A 13,515-nucleotide genomic window follows, 5' to 3' on the forward strand; every position below is an offset into this window, starting at 1 on the left:
ACGTGGCGCACTACTTCTCCGAGCAGCCGAAGGCCGCGAGCAAACCGGGGTCCGTCGATCTGGTCCTGCCCGATCTGCACCTGCGGCTGGAGACCGACAGCGGCGTGTTCTCCCCCGAACGGGTGGACCTCGGCACGCGGGTCCTGCTGGAGAGCGTGCCGCCGCCGCCCCGGGAGGGCGACCTGCTCGACCTGGGCTGCGGGTACGGTCCCATCGCGCTGACCATGGCCTCGCGGGCGCCGGAGGCGACGGTGTGGGCCGTCGATGTGAACCGGCGCAGCCTGGAGCTGACCGAGCGGAACGCCCAGGCCGCACGCCTTTACAAAGTAAGATCTGTACATGTTGATGAAGTGCCAGATGAAGTGAAATTTCGGGCCATCTGGTCGAATCCTGCGATCCGAATTGGAAAGCAGGCCCTGCACGAGATGCTCACCAGGTGGCTCACCCGGCTGACGCCCGACGGCGTGGCCTACCTGGTCGTCCAGAAACACCTCGGCTCGGACTCGCTGCAGCGCTGGCTCGGCGAGCAGGGCTGGCACGCCACCCGCGAGGCCAGCCGGGCCGCCTACCGCATACTGAAGGTGACCCGATGAGAAGGCAGCTGCGCCCCACCGACGTCAAGCGGCTCAACCGCACCTGGCGCAGGAACACCGGCAACCGGCTCGGCCTGATCATCGAGTCGGTGACCGGCCCGTTCAACGTCGGCTCGATCTTCCGCAGCGCCGCCGCGTTCGGGGTGGACGAGGTGTGGCTGGCCGGCAACGCCACCCCGCCCACCAATCCCAAGGCGGGCAAGACGGCGCTCGGCACCGAGCGGCTGGTGACCTGGCACGAGGCGGTGCCGGCGGTCGAGGCGGTCAAGGCCGCCAGGGAGGCCGGTTACGCGGTGCTGGCCATCGAGCTGACCGGCGAGGCGAAGCCGCTGCACCGGGCCACTCTGAACCGCGACGTGTGCCTGGTGGTCGGCAGCGAGGACCACGGCTGCTCCCCCGCCCTGCTCGACGCCGTGGACGGCGCCTGCTACATCCCGCAGGTCGGGCGGGTCGGCTCGTTCAACGTGGCGGTGGCCGCGGCCATCGCGCTGTCGGAGGTTCGCCGTCAGGAGTGGGAGAATCTCCCCGATTCGTAACCGCACCGTTCGCCTGGGCAGGGCATACTTCAGGACGTGCTGAGCCGTCGTTTCGCCTTCCTTGACCATCCGGGTCCGCTGGCCTTCGCACATCGCGGCGGGGCGGCGGAGGGCGCGGAGAACTCCGCCGCGGCCTTCGAGCGGGCGGTCGCGCTCGGCTACACCTACCTGGAGACGGACGCGCACTCCACGTCCGACGGCGTGCTCGTGGCCTTCCACGACCACACGCTCGACCGCGTGACCGACCGGCGGGGCCGCATCTCCGACCTGCCCTACCGCGCGGTCAAGCGGGCCCGCATCGGCGGCGTCCACGAGATCCCGCTGCTGGAGGAGCTGCTCGGGTCCTGGCCCGAGATCCGCTTCAACATCGACGTCAAGGAGGCGGCGGCGATCGCCCCGCTGGCCGAGGTGATCAGGCGCACCAACGCCTACGACCGCATCTGCCTGACCTCCTTCTCCGACGAGCGCCTGGTGCTGGCCAGGGCGGCCATGAGCAGGCAGGTGTGCTCGGCGCTCGGGCCGCGCGGCGTCGCGGCGCTGCGGGCCGCCGCCACCACCTCCGGCTACGGCCGGCTGCTGGCCCGCCTGTCGCGCGCCGGGGTGCCGTGCGCGCAGGTGCCGGTGGGCTTCCGCGGGCTGCGCGTCACCACCCGGCGGCTGGTCCGTACGGCGCACGCCATCGGCATGCAGGTGCACGTGTGGACGATCAACGAACCCGACCAGATGGAGCACCTGCTCGACCTGGGCGTGGACGGTCTCATGACCGACAACGTCACGGGCCTGCGCGGCGTGCTGAAGCGCCGTGGCCAGTGGCATCCCGGCCGGATGGCCGCCTGATCGCAGAGCTTCACCCCCAAACCCCTGCGTACTAGGAGCGACCCGAAACCATGCCCGTACCCGCGCCCCCCGCGGCCCTCGACGACTCGCCCGCAGCGCGCCGGCGCGAGCAGCGCGGCTGGTACTTCTACGACTGGGCCAACTCGGCCTTCTACACCACGATCATCTCGGTCTTCCTCGGCCCGTACCTCATCCCGGTCGCCAAGACCGCGGCCTGCGCCAAGGACTTCCCGACCGTGGCCGCCGCCACCTGTGTGGACACCTTCGACGAACTGGCCGCCGCCAACCCGGGGCTCGGGTACGTGGACGTGCTCGGCGCCGACATCCGGCCGGCCGCGTTCTTCGGGCTGATCACCACGGTCGCGGTGCTGCTGCAGATCCTGTTCCTGCCGATCGTGGGCGCGCTGGCCGACCACACCGGCCGCAAGCGCGAGATGCTCGGGATCTTCGCCTACGCGGGCGCGCTGGCCGCGATGGGCCTGTTCTTCGTCGAGGGCGACCGCTACCTGCTGGGCGGGGTGCTGTTCATCCTGGCCAACCTGGCCTACGGCGCCTCGGTCGTGGTCTACGACTCCTTCCTGCCGCAGATCTCCACCGCCGAGGAGCGCGACCGGGTCTCCTCGCGCGGCTGGGCGATCGGCTATCTGGGCGGCGGCCTGCTGCTGGCCCTCAACCTGGTGCTCTACCTGCAGCACGAGAGCCTGGGCCTGACCGAGGGCATGGCGGTGCGGCTGTGCATGGTGTCGGCGGGCCTGTGGTGGGCCACGTTCACGATCATTCCGCTGCTGCGGCTGCGCAACCGGCCCGTGCCCGCGCACGAGAGCACCGCGCTGCGCTCGGTCGGCGGCAGCTTCCGCCAGCTCGGCCGTACGCTGAGCGAGCTGCGGCGCTATCCGCTGACGCTGCTGTTCCTGGTGGCGTACCTGGTCTACAACGACGGCGTGCAGACGGTCATCGGCAACAGCGCGGCGTTCGCCTCCGAGGCGCTCAAGCTGGACCAGACCGTGCAGATCACGGCGATCCTGATGGTGCAGTTCGTGGCGTTCTTCGGGGCGCTGGCGCTGGCCTGGCTGGCGCGCTACTTCGGGACCAAGCGCACGGTGCTGGCGAGCCTGGTGGTGTGGACGGCGATCGTGGCCATGGCCATGTTCGTGGCCGAGGGGCAGGCGCTGCAGTTCTACCTGATGGCGTTCGCGATCGCGATCGTGCTGGGCGGCACTCAGGCGCTGTCGCGCTCGTTGTTCTCGCTGGTGATCCCGAAGGGGCGGGAGGCCGAGTACTTCAGCCTGCTGCAGATCAGCGACAAGGGCTCGGCGTTCATCGGCGCGCTGACGATCACGATCGCGCTGCAGCTCACCAACAGCTACCGGATCGCCATCCTGTCGCTGGTCATCTTCTTCGTGCTCGGCTTCGTGCTGCTGGCCCTGACGAACCTGCGCAAGGCCATCGCGGCCGCCGGGAACGAGGTGCCCGACGGGATCTAGGGAACGGGTGGCCCGGCGGCGACAAGTTCGCCGATCCAAATAGAGAGCACCGCTCTTGACAGCGACACCCTCTGGCGAGAGCATTGCTCACATAACGGAGCAACGCCCTCCCCAAGGAGCACCCATGGCCACCCGACTCACCTCCGCGGCCTTCGCCACCAGCGGAATCCTCTTCCTGCTCTATCCCGCGCTCCGCCCCTCCACCGACGACGCCGCGGCCATGGCCTCGACCGCGTGGGTGGCCGGGCACGCCGCCGCGATGATCGGGTTCATCCTGCTCGGCCTGGCCGTGCTCGGGCTGCACCAGGTGCTCGGCGACCGGCTCTCGCTGCGGGCCGCGGTGGTCACGTGGGCCGGCGCGGGCCTGACACTGCCGTACTACGGGGCCGAGGACTTCGGCCTCCACGTGATCGCCCAGCGCTCACTGCGCGACGGCATGCCGTCGCTGATGCAACTGGCCGAACAGTTCAGGTACGGCGCCGTCCCGGTCACCATGTTCGCCGCCGGGCTCCTGCTGCTGGCCGCCGGCACGGTCATGGCCGCGATCTCCGTCTGGCGCTCCGGCACGCTGCCGAAGTGGAGCGGAACGCCGCTGGCGCTGGGGTTCGTGCTGTTCATCCCGCAGTTCTTCGGCCCGTACCCGCTGCGTGTGGCGCACGGCGTCCTGATCATGATCGGCGGTCTCTGGGCGGCGCTCGCCCTGTGGCGGGCGGGGCGGCAGCAGCGGTGACCTCCCCGCCGCGACGGTCGCCGGCCCGCGCACCCGGAGTACGCTCATGAGGAGAACGGTCCGGAAGCGCGGCCGGCGACCAATCGCCTGTACGGGGTGAGGTGGGGCCATGCTGTGCACGTCGCATACGCAGACGCAGGGCCGCTGGACCGTCATCCGTGTCAGCGGCACCGCCGGCGACCGTCTCATGCCGGCCTTACGGGTGCAGCTCGCCCAGGCCGTGGCCGTCCATCCGCGCGTCGCCGTCGATCTGTCCGGCTGCCGGCTGACGGGCACCCGCTGGATGAGCATCCTGCTCGAAGCGGCGCATCTGGCCCCCGAGCACGGTCACCTGTTCGCGGTCGTCAGCCCCCGGCCGCACGCCGACCGCCTGTGCCTGCCGGTCCTGGCCAGGGGCGGTCGGCTGCTGTTGTGCGAGTCCACGGATCAGCTCGCGGGGCTGGAGCACGCCGGACGCCGCTGACCCGTCAGTGCGCGGGCAGGCGGTCCGCCGCCCTGGTCAGCACCCGGGTGGTCCTGCCGTAGCGGCGGCACCTGGCCACCGCCAGCAGCGCCACCGCCGCGGTGACGAGGGACAGCGGCGGGAACAGCGCCAGACCCGCCGCCGTCAGCGCCAGGGCGGCCCCCGCCGTCATCCGCCAGGTCGTCAGCCGCCTGCGATGCACCTCCAGAGTCCGCCGCACGGCCCCGGCCCGACTCGCTTCCGCTCGACCGGCTTCGGCCGGAGCCGCGCCGGAGCCGGCCGGCCGGTGGAGTGCCAGGAACGAGGCCGCCAGCGCGAACGCCGCGAACAGGCCCGCCGCCGGCCACGACGCGTCGGCGGCGCGCAGGGCCGCCAGCGCCGCGAACGACACCGCCGCCACGACCCAGTGCCAGCGCACCCGCCCGATCACGGCAGCACACCGGCGGTCTGCAGGATCGCGACGACGCCGAACACCATCAGCACCAGCCCGGCCACCACCATCAGCCACCAGCCGGCCCGGTTCATCCGGTACTCCGGCGGCAACACCTTGCGCTCGGTGTAGGCCATCGCGAGCGCCATCGAACCGACCCCGAGCACACCGCCCACGAGCGAGGTCGGCGTGACCAGCACGACGGGATCGATCCCGGTCCAGACGACCAGCAGCGAGGCGATCAGAATGTACGGATACACCCACCGCCGGGTGAACGCGGGACCCGCGCGCCGCGCCCGCGCGCTGACCGCGGACACCGACTCGTAGGCGGTGGCGGAGTACACCTCCCACAACGCGACGACCGTGCCGAAGAAGGCGCAGAAGATCGCCACGTAGTAGAGGTAGACCAGCCCCGGCCAGAGCACTTCGAGGAAGGCGGCCTGGTTGACCAGCAGTTCGTCGTCGGCGGGGACCAGGTGCTCCGGGTGCAGCAGATTCGCGCCGTTGATGACGAACGCGAGCGTGAACAGCACGACGGCGACGACGGACAGCAGCACGTCCGACAGCGGGGCCAGCGTCCATGCCCTGGCCTTGGCGACCTCGGCGGGTTCCCGCGACAGCGGCAGGTGCTGCCCCTTGGGCACCTCGTCGAGCCGTCGTTCGAGCTCGGCGATGTCGTCGCGGCCGAGCAGCCCCCACTTCTTCTCACGCAGCAGACCGGTGTAGCCGATGTAGTCGAACAACCCGCCGCCGATGCCGCCCATGTACATGACGACCTCGACCCAGACCGGCCGGGAGGCGATGGACTCGTACTGATCGAAGATCCACCCTTCGAACTCCGGCATCCGCGGCACGAAACCGGACAACACGCCGCCCCAGTCGGGCTTCGCCCAGAAGACGGCCACCAGGATCGCGACGAGCATCAGGCCGACGATGGCGGTCTGGGCCCGCTCCATCTTCCCGTAGCCGCCCGCCCAGGACAGCGCGCAGCAGGTGACGAGCATGATCGAGGCCCACAGCTCGCCGCTGCCGCCGAGCAGCCCTCCGGCGTAGTCGCCGATGATCAGCGAGACGGCCGCCGCGGCGGTCGGGAACGACAGGATCGCCAGCAGGCCGAGGAAGGCGGGATACCAGCCTTTCGGGCCGGGGATGACCCGGGCCCAGCGGGTCATCGGATGCTCGCCGGTCAGCACGGCGTACCGGTTCGACGAGTACATCACGACGCCCTTGAGCACGGCGCCGAGCACCAGGGCCCAGATGATCGCGTACCCGAAGACCGCTCCCCCGCGGGCGGCGAACACCGTCTCACCGCCGCCGATGGAGATCGAGGCGATCACCGCGCCAGGGCCGAAGACGCCCAGGGCGCCACGGATGCTGAACCGGCGGAAGGGCGGCTCGGGGTAGGTCAGCGCCCCCACGGGCGGAGGGAGCGGTGAGCGAGATTGATGGTCATCCACGACAGAACCCTTCACAGCGACAGGTTCGCAAACATAAGTCGTATGACGAATTATGTCCAGAGCCCAAATGAGCGATGGACGTAAACCGTTCAGGAGTCGCGGTCCAGGCGTTCGGTGCCGGCCTTGCTGGTACGGCGCCGCAACCACGCCTCGGTGATGTGGCGGTTCATCGCCTCCGCCGCGCCCCGGGCGTCGCCCGCCACCAGGCGCTCGTGGATCTCACGGTGGCCGGCGTTGGAGGCGACGACGTCGGCGACGCGCGGGTTGCCCACGTACCGGGCGGCCTGCGCGGCCTGCGACTCCAGCGACCTGACCACGCTTCGCGCGAGCCGGTTGCCGGACGCGAGCATGATCACGTCGTGGAACTCCCTGTCGCGCGGCATGTACGCCGGCCAGTCCCCGACGAGGCCGTCCATCTCCTCGACCAGCACGCGGGTCCGTTCGAGATCGTCCGCGGAGATGGTGGAGGCCGCCACGTAGACCATGTCGGCCTCCAGCAGCCTGCGGGTGACGACGAGGTCGTCGAGGAGGCCGGAGTCGTGTCCCGAGGTGATGCTCGCGGCCAGCACCTGCTCGTCGAGCAGGTCCCACGAGTCCGGGTCGGTGATCAGGGTGCCCGAGCCCTGCCGCACCCGTACCAGGCCCTTCTCCTGCAACATCTTGACCGACTCGCGGATCACCGTCCTGCTCACCGAGAAGGTCTCGCACAGGGCCGGCTCGGGAGGGAGCGCGGCGCCGGGGGCGTACCTGCCGGACACGATCCACTCGACCAGCTCGGCCGCCACGGCGCGCGACAACCCGGCGGGGCGCCGCGTCCACGCGGGCGCCTCCGCCCGCGGTCCATCCGGCTTTGCGATCACTGCGGGGCGCCTCTCGATCGGCAACGGGCTGCCCCAAACGATAACCGATATCCCCTTTGACATCAGTCCTCATACGTATTACGTTTCGCAACGAACATCGACCCGCGGAAAGGCTGCCGAGTGCGGATCACCGGATACCGGACGCTGACAACGGTCCATCAGTGGGGGCGCCCGGTGGGCGACGCCAACGGCGTGGTCGCCGACGGCGTCACCGAGGTGCCGATCGTGCTGGTGGAGACGGACGCCGGGGTCACCGGCACGGGCTTCGGACCCGGTTTCGAGCTCGACCAGGTCTTCTCCGCCATCGAGGGCGAGGATCCGCGGTCGGTCACCGCGCTCTACGACCGCATGCTCGACCGGGTGTTCAAGGCGGGTCACGCCGGCGCGGTGTTCGGCACGATCGGCGCCCTCGACACGGCGTTGTGGGACATCAAGGCCAAACTGGCCGGCGAACCGCTGTGGCGGCTGCTCGGCGCCCGCACCAGCGCCGTCCATGCCTACGCCTCCGGCCTGGACATCGGCCTGTCCGACGACGAGCTGGCCATGCTGTACGCCCGCTACGCCGAGCGCGGCCTGCGTGCCGCCAAGCTGAAGGGCGGCCTCGACGTCGAAAAGGACCTGCGCCGCCTGAAAGTCGTCCGCGACGTGCTCAGCGATGCCGGACGTCCCGCGCTGATGCTCGACGTCAACGAAAGCTGGTCCCGGGGGGAGGCGGTGCGTCACGTCGCCGAGATCGAGACCGCCGTGGACCTGACCTGGATCGAGGAGCCGGTACGCCGCTGGGACGCCGAAGGGCTCGCCGCCGTCGGCCGCGGCATCAGGGCCTCGGTGGCCAGCGGCGAGAACCTCACCGGGCTGGAGCAGTACCGCCCGCTCCTCGCCGCGGGCAGCGTCGGCGTCGTGCAGGCCGGCGCCGCCTGGGGCATCACGCACTTCCTGCGCGTCTCGGCCCTGGCCCACGGCCACGACCTGCCGGTCAGCCCCGTGGGTTCCGCGCCGAACTGGCTCGCCCACGCCGCCGCCGCGGTGCCCAACCACCTGGTCTGCGAGCTGCAGGACCTCGCCATGCCCGTCGGGATCGGCACCGACTGGGACGTCGCCGACGGGGCGATCGTGCTGGGAAGCCGGCCCGGCCACGGCATCGAGGTGGACGAGGCCGCGATCACCGCTTTCCGCGCGTCGGCCGGCTGGCGCGCACCCGCCGGGCCGCACGTCCGCCCGCGGGACGCCGGGCTGCGCCTGTTCGCCAGGTAGGCGCCCCGTCAGGAGCGCTCGGCGATCTGCTGGAACTTGCCGAGGACGGCGGCCGGATCGCCGGCGGGCGCGAGCACCGCGCCCAGTTCGGCGGCCACCGTGCCGCGCAGCTCGGCCCAGACCGGCTGCGAGGTCGGGTCGAAGCGCGCCTTGGCCACCATGTCCACGATGGGACTGACCTTCGGGTCCTCGCGCATGACGGCCGAGGCGGAGGCGGTCGTCGGCAGCAGGCCCTCGACCTTCAGGTACTTGGCGTAGTTGCCGGCCTGGTAGAAGTAGTCGAGGAACTCGCGGACCAGTTGTTGGTTGCCGTCCTTCTTGAAGGCCATCAGGTAGTCCTGGATGCCGTGCGTGGCCGGCGCCGCGCCGTGGTTGGTGGGGTGGGTGGTGGTGCCGTACTCGACTCCGCCCTTCTCCACCTGGTCGAGGAAGGCGCGGGTGCCGAAGGAGCCGTACACCATGGCGACCTTGCCCTGCGCGAACAGCGGCCAGGTGCCGTCGGGGCGGTTGGTCTGGCCGGGGTTCGGCTGGGTGTGGCCGTCCTGGGTCAGCGTCTTGAGGAAGCGCAGCGTCTCGACGGCGCGCTCGCTGTTGACGGTCCACTTGCCGCCGGTACGCCAGTCGCCGCCGTTGGCGCGCATCCAGGTGCCGAACTCGTAGTCGCCGGCCTCGGCCCCGAGCGCCAGCCCGTACGGCACGTAGCCGCCGGGCAGCGCCTTGATGGCCTTGACCGCCGCGCTGAACTCCTCCCACGTGGCCGGGGGCTTGTCGTAGCCGGCCTCCTTGAGGATCTTCTTGTTGTAGTACAGGCCGTTGACGGTGGCGACGAACGGCAGGGCGTACTGGGCGCCGTCGTAGGAGGCGTTCTCGGCGAAGGACGGCAGGAAGTCCGCCAGCACCTCCTTGGAGACCACCTCGTCGGCGCGGTACAGCAGCCCGGCCTCCGCGTAGTCGGCGAAGAGGTTGATGTTGAGCAGGTCGGGGAGCTGCTCGGTCTGGACCATGGTGTTCACCTGGCTCTGGATGTTCCCCCAGTCGATCACCTGCAGGTCCACGTTCTTGCCGGGGTGCCCGGCCTCGAAGGACCTGATGAGCTCGTCCCAGTAGGGCCGGGTGCCCTCGGTGTACTGGGCGACGACCAGCTTGATGGAGTTCCCGCCGCCGTCCGCAGCGCCGCCGGAGCCGCCGCACGCGCCGAGCGCGAGCGTGAGGGCGGTGATCGCGGCCAGGCCGCCGAACCGAGATCTTCTGCTGGGGGTCATCTCACACCGATCCTTCTTCATGGTCACTTGGTGCTGCCCGCGGTGAGGCCGCTCACCAGGTGCTTCTCGATGAGCGCGAAAAGGGTCACCGCCGGCACGATGGCCATCAGCGCCGCGGCGAAGAGGTACTGGTAGTTGGTCTCGTACAGGCCGATGAACTGCTGGACGCCGACCGTGAGGGGCACGCGGCCGTTCGCCGGGTCGTTGAAGAGCGTCAGCGCGATGACGAACTCGTTCCAGACCTGGATGAAGGTGAAGATCATCACGGTGACGAGGCCGGGCGCGGCCAGCGGCAGGATCATGCGCAGCATGATGCGGAACCTGCCGAGGCCGTCCATCATGGCGGCCTCGTCGATCTCCACGGGGATCGCGCCGAAGTGGGCGTGCAGGATCCACACGGCGAAGGCGAGGTTGAAGGCCGCGTTGATGGCGATGATGACGCCGTAGCTGTTGATCCCGTCCACGAACAGCGCCTGCCGGTACAGGCCGATGAGGAGCGCGACGGCGGGGAACATCTGCGTCACGAGGATCACGCCGAGGAACGCCGCCCGTCCCCTGAACCTGGAGCGGGCCAGCACGTACGCCGCCGGCGCGGCCACCACCAGCACGAGCGCCGTGGACACCAGCGCGACGGTCAGGCTGACCCGGAAGTAATCCGCCAGCGGGATGCGCGACCACACGTCGGCGTAGTTGGACCACGCCCAGCTCTCCGGCAGATAGCTCGCCGGGACCGCGAACAGTTCGGCGTCGGTCTTGAGCGAGCCGGACAACATCGCGGCGTAGGGCGCGAGGAAGAACAGCGCCACCGCCAGCCCGACGACCGGCAGCACGACGGGACGGATCCGCCGCCACCCACGCCCCGCCCGTATCATCACTGGCCTGCTGCGCATGACCGGCGCCGGACTCCCCGGAGAGACGTCCGAGGGTGGCGCGGGCGTGGCGTCACCGGTCGCCGGGTCCCGCTTCGGGCGCAGCACCGGCACGAAGCGCTTCGGGCGCAGCACCAGCACGAAGCGCTTCGGGCGCAGCACCAGCGCGAAGGCCAGGATGAGCAGCAGCAGGAAGGCCACGTTGAGCACGCCGAGCGCCGCCGCCTCACCCGCGTCGAGCTGCGCCGTGAACGCGATCTTGTACAGCCAGGTCACGGTCGTGTCGGCGTGGTTCCCCGCCGTCTTCCCCATGATCACCCAGATGACGGTGAACGCGTTGAAGACGTGCAACATGTTGAGCACCAGCGCGATCATGATCGACGGCCGCAGGATCGGCAGCGTCACCCGCCGCCAGGTCGCCCACGCGCCCGCGCCGTCCATCTTCGCGGCCTCCAGCACGTCGTGCGGCACCGTCTGCAACCCGGACAGCAGCACGTACGTGGTGAACGGCATCGAGGTGACGATCCCGACGGCCATGACGGCGTACAGCGCGGTGGCGGGATCCTTGTACCAGTCAACGGGCGCGGAGATGATCGACAGGTCCATCAGCAGCCGGTTGAGCAGGCCGTTGCCGCCCTCGTAGATGAAGCGCCACACGGTGGCGGTCATCACCAGCGAGGTCGCCCACGGCACCACCAGCGCGAGCCTGACCAGCTTGCGGCCGAAGAACTCCTTGGACAGGAACTGCGCCAGCGCGAGCGAGAGCAACATGGTCAGCCCGACGACGATCAGCAACCACAGCAGCGTGTTGCCGACGACGAGCCCGAGCGCGTCCTCCCGGAGCAGCCGGGCGTAGTTGTCCAGCCCGGCCATGCCCCTGACCAGGCCGATCCTGCTGATGTCGAGGAAGGACATCCACACCATGTACAGGGCGGGGAAGACGACGACGCCCGCGATGAGGACCGTGCTCGGCGTGAGCCAGCGCCACGGCACGGTGCGCTGCCACAACTCGGCGAACCTCGTGCTCATCGGAGATCTCTCAGGTTGGCGGTCCAGGAGTCGAGCGTGGCCTGCCACTCCAGCGGCTCCTCCGGCATCCCGGGCACCCCCGGCCGCCGCTGCCAGGGCAGCGGTCCCGACTCGCGCCGGTACTCCACGCCGATCGCCTCCAGCCGGGGCAGGTGATCGGCCAGGCGGCGGCGGAAGTCGGCCAGGTCTCGTTCCGGTCCCGCCCAGACGGTCTCGGCGAAGGCCGCCAGCCGGGGGAAGGCCATGTAGTCGACGTGGCGGGTGGAGTCGATCAGCTCGGTCCAGACCCCGCACTGGGCGCCCAGCACGCGCTCGGCGGCCGGGTCACCGCGCAGTTCGGCGGGGACGGGCTCGAAGGCGTAGACGTCCTCAAGGGTGAGCACCGTCCTGAACGGCAGCGGCTCGTCCTCACCGGGACTCTGCCGGTAGTCCAGGTAGACGGAGGTGTTGGAGCAGTTGATGACGTCGTGCCCGGCGCGGGCGGCGGCCACCGCGCCCACGTCGGCCCGCCAGGCGGCCACCACCGCGCCCGGCGCGAGCCCGCCCTCCAGGATCTCGTCCCAGCCGACCAGGCGCCGCCCGCGCCCGGCCAGGTGCTCGTCGAACTGGCGGATGAACCAGCTCTGCAGCTCGTCCTCGTCGCGCAGGCCCAGCTCCGCGATGCGGCGCTGGGCCGACGGGCTGGCGCGCCACTGGTCCTTGGGGCATTCGTCGCCGCCGACGCACACGTACGGGCTGGGGAACAGCTCCAGCACCTCGTCGAAGACGTTCTTGAAGAACTCGATCGTGGCGTCCTCGACGTTCAGCACGTTGACGCCGACCCCCCAGGTGGTGCCCACGCCGAGCGGGGTGTCGAGGTTGCCCAGCTCGGGGTGGGCGGCGATGGCCGACTGGGTGTGCCCGGGCAGGTCGATCTCCGGCACGACGGTGATGTGGCGGCGCGCGGCGTGGGCGACGATCTCCCGCAGGTCGTCCTGGGTGTAGAAGCCGCCGTGCGGCCGGCCGTCCATCTCGCCCATCCAGCCGACCTGGCTCTCCGTACGCCAGGAGCCGATCTCGGTCAGGCGCGGGTAGCGCTTGATCTCGATGCGCCAGCCCTGGTCGTCGGTAAGGTGCAGGTGCAGGACATTCAGCTTGTGCAGGGCCATCAGGTCGATGAAGCGCAGCACGTCCGCCTTGGTCATGAAGTGCCTGGCCACGTCGAGAATCGCGCCGCGCCAGCCGAAGCGCGGGCGGTCCTCGATGCGCGCCGCCGGCAGTTCCAGCGGCACGCCGACCGCCGCCCTGCGGTAGGCGATGGGGGGCATGAGCTGGCGCAGCGTCTGCGCCCCGTAGAAGGCCCCGGCGGCCGAGCCGGCTTCGAGCGTGACCTCGCCCGGCGCGACGGTCAGCCGGTAGCCCTCGGTCGGCAGGTCGCCCGCGTCCAGGAGCCTGATCGTTTCCGGGCCGGGGGCGGTGGGCAGAAGCTCGCCGCCGGTGATCGGGCCGAGCTCGCTCCGCAGCCAGGCCGCGACCTCGCCGAGGGCGGGATCGGCGGTGAGCGCGGTCCCCCGGCCGAGGACGAAGCGGCCTTGCCCGGCCTCGTACCGCACGGGCTTGGGAACGATCATCAACAGGCCCTCCCGGGGGACAGGTGACATTTACGAAGGAGTGCTTCATTAGTAGCACCGGTCCAGATGAGGGGTCAATGCTCATTTATGCTCACAAAGCG

Annotated in this window: 13 protein-coding genes; 7 read left to right on the forward strand and 6 right to left on the reverse strand. The window is 70.4% G+C overall.

The annotated features are described in order from the left end of the window. The first annotated feature begins 2 nt into the window (after nucleotides 1–2). The 6 genes from AB0I81_RS02415 (at nucleotide 3) to AB0I81_RS02440 (ending at nucleotide 4,643) form a co-directional block, all read left to right on the forward strand. Nucleotides 3–593: a methyltransferase gene (locus AB0I81_RS02415; protein ID WP_360648551.1), complete on the forward strand. Its 591-nt coding sequence runs from the start codon at nucleotides 3–5 to the stop codon at nucleotides 591–593. Then, entirely contained in the window at nucleotides 590–1,129 is a 540-nt protein-coding gene (locus AB0I81_RS02420) for a TrmH family RNA methyltransferase (RefSeq protein WP_360648554.1), read from the forward strand. Before AB0I81_RS02415 ends, AB0I81_RS02420 begins: the two co-directional genes overlap by 4 nt. A 36-nt stretch (nucleotides 1,130–1,165) precedes the next feature. After that, nucleotides 1,166–1,966 carry a glycerophosphodiester phosphodiesterase gene (locus AB0I81_RS02425; RefSeq protein WP_360648557.1) on the forward strand — a complete coding sequence of 267 codons (801 nt, stop codon included), beginning with the start codon at nucleotides 1,166–1,168 and terminating at the stop codon, nucleotides 1,964–1,966. Between the two features lie 50 nt (nucleotides 1,967–2,016). After that, on the forward strand, nucleotides 2,017–3,450 hold the full coding sequence (locus AB0I81_RS02430) for an MFS transporter (protein ID WP_360648560.1): 1,434 nt from the start codon (nucleotides 2,017–2,019) through the stop codon (nucleotides 3,448–3,450). 124 nt (nucleotides 3,451–3,574) lie between these two features. After that, nucleotides 3,575–4,180 carry a hypothetical protein gene (locus AB0I81_RS02435; RefSeq protein WP_360648563.1) on the forward strand — a complete coding sequence of 202 codons (606 nt, stop codon included), beginning with the start codon at nucleotides 3,575–3,577 and terminating at the stop codon, nucleotides 4,178–4,180. 109 nt (nucleotides 4,181–4,289) lie between these two features. Then, a complete protein-coding gene (locus tag AB0I81_RS02440; RefSeq protein ID WP_360648565.1) occupies nucleotides 4,290–4,643 on the forward strand; it encodes an STAS domain-containing protein in 354 nt (117 codons plus the stop codon). Between the two features lie 4 nt (nucleotides 4,644–4,647). On the opposite strand, the gene AB0I81_RS02445 is transcribed toward AB0I81_RS02440, so the two are convergent. From AB0I81_RS02445 to AB0I81_RS02455, 3 genes are all read right to left on the reverse strand, one after another. Then, nucleotides 4,648–5,073 carry a hypothetical protein gene (locus AB0I81_RS02445; RefSeq protein ID WP_360648568.1) on the reverse strand — a complete coding sequence of 142 codons (426 nt, stop codon included), beginning with the start codon at nucleotides 5,071–5,073 and terminating at the stop codon, nucleotides 4,648–4,650. Beyond that, complete coding sequence (locus AB0I81_RS02450; protein WP_360648571.1) at nucleotides 5,070–6,491, reverse strand: Nramp family divalent metal transporter; 1,422 nt, start codon at nucleotides 6,489–6,491, stop codon at nucleotides 5,070–5,072. Before AB0I81_RS02450 ends, AB0I81_RS02445 begins: the two co-directional genes overlap by 4 nt. A gap of 128 nt (nucleotides 6,492–6,619) precedes the next feature. Continuing rightward, nucleotides 6,620–7,390, reverse strand: coding sequence for a FadR/GntR family transcriptional regulator (locus AB0I81_RS02455; protein ID WP_360648574.1), 771 nt, complete (start codon nucleotides 7,388–7,390; stop codon nucleotides 6,620–6,622). 174 nt (nucleotides 7,391–7,564) lie between these two features. Between AB0I81_RS02455 and AB0I81_RS02460 the strand changes: the two genes are divergently transcribed. After that, complete coding sequence (locus AB0I81_RS02460; protein ID WP_360648577.1) at nucleotides 7,565–8,644, forward strand: mandelate racemase/muconate lactonizing enzyme family protein; 1,080 nt, start codon at nucleotides 7,565–7,567, stop codon at nucleotides 8,642–8,644. 8 nt (nucleotides 8,645–8,652) lie between these two features. Here the strand turns inward: AB0I81_RS02460 and AB0I81_RS02465 are convergent, their stop codons facing one another. The 3 genes from AB0I81_RS02465 to AB0I81_RS02475 are packed head-to-tail and all read right to left on the reverse strand — an operon-like array spanning nucleotide 8,653 to nucleotide 13,414. After that, on the reverse strand, nucleotides 8,653–9,906 hold the full coding sequence (locus AB0I81_RS02465; protein ID WP_360648580.1) for an extracellular solute-binding protein: 1,254 nt from the start codon (nucleotides 9,904–9,906) through the stop codon (nucleotides 8,653–8,655). A gap of 23 nt (nucleotides 9,907–9,929) precedes the next feature. Beyond that, the gene (locus AB0I81_RS02470; protein WP_360648583.1) at nucleotides 9,930–11,804 is read right to left on the reverse strand and encodes an ABC transporter permease subunit; all 1,875 of its coding nucleotides are present in this window, start codon (nucleotides 11,802–11,804) and stop codon (nucleotides 9,930–9,932) included. Continuing rightward, nucleotides 11,801–13,414, reverse strand: a complete 1,614-nt coding sequence (locus tag AB0I81_RS02475) for a beta-N-acetylhexosaminidase (RefSeq protein WP_360648586.1) — start codon at nucleotides 13,412–13,414, stop codon at nucleotides 11,801–11,803. Before AB0I81_RS02475 ends, AB0I81_RS02470 begins: the two co-directional genes overlap by 4 nt. Nucleotides 13,415–13,515: the final 101 nt, after the last annotated feature.

The organism is Nonomuraea sp. NPDC050404, assembly GCF_040655495.1.
Classification (GTDB): Bacteria; Actinomycetota; Actinomycetes; order Streptosporangiales; family Streptosporangiaceae; genus Nonomuraea.

Excerpts from the sequence above, each read along its gene's own strand:
- AB0I81_RS02420 (WP_360648554.1), top strand. The coding sequence starts at position 590 with ATGAGAAGGCAGCTGCGCCCCACCGACGTCAAGCGGCTCAACCGCACC.
- AB0I81_RS02430 (WP_360648560.1), top strand. The coding sequence starts at position 2,017 with ATGCCCGTACCCGCGCCCCCCGCGGCCCTCGACGACTCGCCCGCAGCG.
- AB0I81_RS02435 (WP_360648563.1), top strand. The coding sequence starts at position 3,575 with ATGGCCACCCGACTCACCTCCGCGGCCTTCGCCACCAGCGGAATCCTC.
- AB0I81_RS02440 (WP_360648565.1), top strand. The coding sequence starts at position 4,290 with ATGCTGTGCACGTCGCATACGCAGACGCAGGGCCGCTGGACCGTCATC.
- AB0I81_RS02465 (WP_360648580.1), bottom strand. The coding sequence starts at position 9,906 with ATGACCCCCAGCAGAAGATCTCGGTTCGGCGGCCTGGCCGCGATCACC.
- AB0I81_RS02470 (WP_360648583.1), bottom strand. The coding sequence starts at position 11,804 with ATGAGCACGAGGTTCGCCGAGTTGTGGCAGCGCACCGTGCCGTGGCGC.
- AB0I81_RS02475 (WP_360648586.1), bottom strand. The coding sequence starts at position 13,414 with ATGATCGTTCCCAAGCCCGTGCGGTACGAGGCCGGGCAAGGCCGCTTC.